Raw genomic sequence first — 3,494 nt, forward strand, 5'->3', positions numbered from 1 at the left:
GCCGCAGGCATGGCCTTGGGCGACTACCGCATCATCCGTCTGGCTGCTTTGCTGGGCCTTTGGTGGTTCATCGTGCCTGTGTACGCCACCGTGGCGCACCGCATGATTCCCTTTTTCACGGCATCGGCATTACCGGTGCTGGATGCCTGGCGGCCCAACTGGTTGTTGTGGACCTTGCTGGCGCTGGTGGGTGTGCAGGGCTGCTGGCTGGTGGTCGATGAACTGGGATGGCAGGGGCCCGTCTGGATGGGCTTGCGCGCCGTGGTGTCGAGTGCGTCGGGCGCACTGGTCATCGGGCTGGCGGTGCGATGGGGCCTGGTTCAAAGCCTGCGGATCCGCCTGCTGGCCATGCTCCATATCGGCTTTGTTTGGCTAGGGCTGGCCTTTTGCCTGGATGCCGCGTCGGTGGTCATGGGTGCTGTGGGGCAGGTTCAACTGAACCTCTTGCCTTTGCACGCGCTCACCATGGGCTTTCTGGGTAGCATCTTGCTGGCCATGGTCACGCGGGTCAGTTGTGGCCACAGTGGCCGCACGCTCACCGCCGACAACCTGGCCTGGGGCCTTTTCTGGGGCTTGCAGCTGGCCGTGGTCTTGCGCCTGCTGGCGATTGTGTGGCCTGCTCAATCCAGCTGGCTGTTGCTGGGCGGAGCCACAACGTGGCTGCTGGTGATGGGCAGTTGGTCGCTGCGTTATGGCCGTTGGTATGGCCTGCCCAGGGTGGATGGCAGGCCAGGCTGATGTGCGCCTGGGTCAGTTCAAGTTGACTGCATCGCCATCGCGGTTGAAGGGGATGAAGTTCCCCAACTGGCCAGCCTTGATGGCCTCGACCATGCCTTGCAAATGGGCCTCGACATCTTTGCTGGTCGGGGCTTTGGGGCCAATGCCCGCCGCGCCTGCCACAAACACGATCACCCAGTTCGGGCTGAACTGGGCCGCATCCTGAACCAGCGCGGCAAAGCTGCCGATTTCGTCGGGCGTTTTATCGACGCAGGTGGTGGGGGCCAGCTCGCCGCCGTGCCCAGCCGCAAAGGCCGCGCGTTGCTCGGGCGAGGCGTTATCCGGCAGCGTGGCTTCGGCAAATACCAGCAGCAGGCGCTGGGCATCGGCTTGCTGGCGGGCGGCTTGAAGCAGGTCGTCAAAGGTGGAAATCTGCATGGGGTGCGGTCTGAGGTAATGGGCGGGATGTGCGCCGGATGAGGTCCAGCCAGTCTATCGAAGTTCAAGCGTCAAACCGGTGTCGCGCAGGCGTTGCAGCAGTTCCGCTGAGGGCGGTGCCCAACTGGCGCTGAGTTCGGCGTGTTCGGCCGTTTGAATGTGGGCGTCCCGAAAGGGTTGCAAGACCCAGCGCTGGATGCCCATCTCAATCAAGGCCTGAGCCAGTGCAAGCAAGGCGTCATCACGGTGCAGTTGGGGATGCCAGGTGGTGCGGATCTCCAGCGCGAGGCCTTGGTGCTTGACTGCTTGCAGCACGGCCTGAAGGCTGCGCCAGGCGGGCAGGCCACTGCGGGGTATGTCGGTGATGGCTTCGTAATCTGTGAAGTTGGCTTTGATGTCAAAGCCGATCCAGTCCACGTAAGGCAGGATGGCTTCGAGCCGATCGGGGTAGACACCGGCGGTGTGCAGTCCGACCTTGAAGCCCATGCTGCGCACGGTTTGAATGGCGTCCGGCAACTCGGGATCGAGCGTGGGCTCGCCACCGCTGAACACGACGCCATCGAGCAAACCTTGCCGGCGCGCCAATGTGCCCAGCACCTGCAGCCAGCCACCAGGCAGGCCGCCTTCGCGGGTTTGCAACTCGACGTTGTGGCAGTAGTGGCACCGCCAGGGGCAGCCTTGCACGAAGACCACGGCGGCCAGTTGGCCTGGCCAGTCCGTGGTGCTCAAGGGAGTGAAGCCGCCTATTTTCAGCATGGGCTTGTCAACATGGGCAAAGGCTCACACGCACGCTTCTTCAAGCGAGGCCGTGACGCATGGCTGGCCGGGTTCCTTGAAGTAGATGCGTTCTGCGAATTCACCTTTCTTGCCGGTGTTGAACGACGAGACCGGGCGGTGGTAGCCCATGACGCGGGTCCAGATCTCGCAGCGTTGACGTTCGCCTTCGGCGAGTACGGGATGGGCTTGCGAGGGATGGCGGATGGTGTTCATGAGGTGTAGCTCCTGTTTGATCAATTGGTGATCGGTTGCTGATTGGGTTGGTGAGTGAGATGGTGATCAGTAATAGCGATCAGTGATGGGTGCAGCAGTTGCTGCCGGAGGGGCTTTCGACTCGCTTGCGTGCCAGTGCCTCTTCGTCGCACTTGGGGCAGAACTCGTGTTCACCGGCCAGGTAGCCGTGAACGGGGCAGATCGAGAACGTCGGGGTGATCGTGATGTAGGGCAGGCGGAAGCGCGTCAGTGCGCGCTTGACCAGCTCCTTGCAGGCCTGCGCAGACGACACGCGCTCACCCAGGTACAGATGCAATACGGTACCCCCTGTGTACTTGGCTTGCAAGGCCTCTTGTCGCTCCAGGGCTTCGAACGGGTCGTCGCAGAAGCCCACGGGCAGTTGCGATGAGTTCGTGTAGTAGGGCATGTCGCTGGGGCCGGCCTGCAGGATGTCGTCAAAGCGCTTGAGGTCTTCCTTGGCGAAGCGGTAGGTGGTGCCTTCTGCCGGTGTGGCTTCGAGGTTGTAGAGGTGGCCGGTTTCTTCCTGGATGTCGGTGATGCGGGCTCGGATGTGGTCCAGGAAGCGCAGCGCAAAAGCTTCTCCCCACGCCGAGGTGATGTCTTCCTGATCGCCCGTGAAGTTGCGGATCATCTCGTTGATGCCGTTCACGCCCAGCGTGGAGAAGTGATTGCGCAGGGTGCCCAGATAGCGCTTGGTGTAGGGGAAGAGCCCGTTGTCCATGTGCTGCTGGATGACCTTGCGCTTGATCTCCAGGCTGGTCTTGCCCAACTCGATCAGCTCGTCGGTGCGGGCGAGCAGGGCGGCTTCATCGCCCTTGTAGAGGTAACCCAGTCGCGCGCAATTGAGGGTCACCACACCCAGCGAGCCCGTCTGCTCGGCCGAGCCGAACAGGCCATTGCCGCGTTTGAGCAGCTCACGCAAATCCAGCTGCAGTCGGCAGCACATGGAGCGGATCATGTTGGGCTGCAGATCCGAGTTGAGGAAGTTCTGGAAGTAGGGCAGGCCGTATTTGGCCGTCATCTCGAACAGGCGCTCGGTGTTGGGGTGATCCCAGAGGAAGTCCTTGGTGATGTTGTACGTGGGGATGGGGAAGGTGAAGGCGCGGCCCTTGGCGTCGCCGCGCATCATCACGTCGATATAGGCCTGGTTGATCAGGTCCATCTCGGCTTGCAGATCGCCGTAGGCAAAAGGCATCTCAACGCCTGCGATGACGGGCACTTGCTCCTTGAGGTCATCGGGGCAGGTCCAGTCGAAGGTCAGGTTGGTGAAGGGCGTCTGCGTGCCCCAGCGCGAGGGCACGTTGAGGTTGTAAACCAGCTCCTGGATG

The 3,494-nt window shown here is 62.2% G+C and carries 5 protein-coding genes; 1 reads left to right on the forward strand and 4 read right to left on the reverse strand.

Annotated elements, in window-relative coordinates:
* Positions 1-738, forward strand: a 738-nt coding sequence (locus tag EPO09_RS08050; RefSeq protein ID WP_290641946.1) for an NnrS family protein, incomplete at its 5' end; no start/stop codon positions are given.
* Between the two features lie 12 nt (positions 739-750).
* Here the strand turns inward: EPO09_RS08050 and EPO09_RS08055 are convergent.
* From EPO09_RS08055 to EPO09_RS08070, 4 genes are all read right to left on the reverse strand, one after another.
* The gene (locus EPO09_RS08055) at positions 751-1,155 is read right to left on the reverse strand and encodes a ribonucleotide reductase subunit alpha (RefSeq protein WP_290641948.1); all 405 of its coding nucleotides are present in this window, start codon (positions 1,153-1,155) and stop codon (positions 751-753) included.
* 54 nt (positions 1,156-1,209) lie between these two features.
* Positions 1,210-1,911 (reverse strand): anaerobic ribonucleoside-triphosphate reductase activating protein, encoded by a 702-nt coding sequence (locus tag EPO09_RS08060; RefSeq protein WP_290641950.1) that lies wholly within the window; start codon positions 1,909-1,911, stop codon positions 1,210-1,212.
* A 24-nt stretch (positions 1,912-1,935) separates the two neighbouring features.
* Positions 1,936-2,145, reverse strand: coding sequence for an anaerobic ribonucleoside-triphosphate reductase (nrdD, locus tag EPO09_RS08065; protein WP_290641951.1), 210 nt, complete (start codon positions 2,143-2,145; stop codon positions 1,936-1,938).
* A gap of 79 nt (positions 2,146-2,224) precedes the next feature.
* Positions 2,225-3,494 (reverse strand): ribonucleoside triphosphate reductase (locus tag EPO09_RS08070; protein WP_290641953.1); only part of this gene is annotated, 1,270 nt, incomplete at its 5' end.

Origin of the sequence: Aquabacterium sp., from assembly GCF_004297345.1 — a bacterium.
GTDB lineage: Bacteria > Pseudomonadota > Gammaproteobacteria > Burkholderiales > Burkholderiaceae_C > Aquabacterium.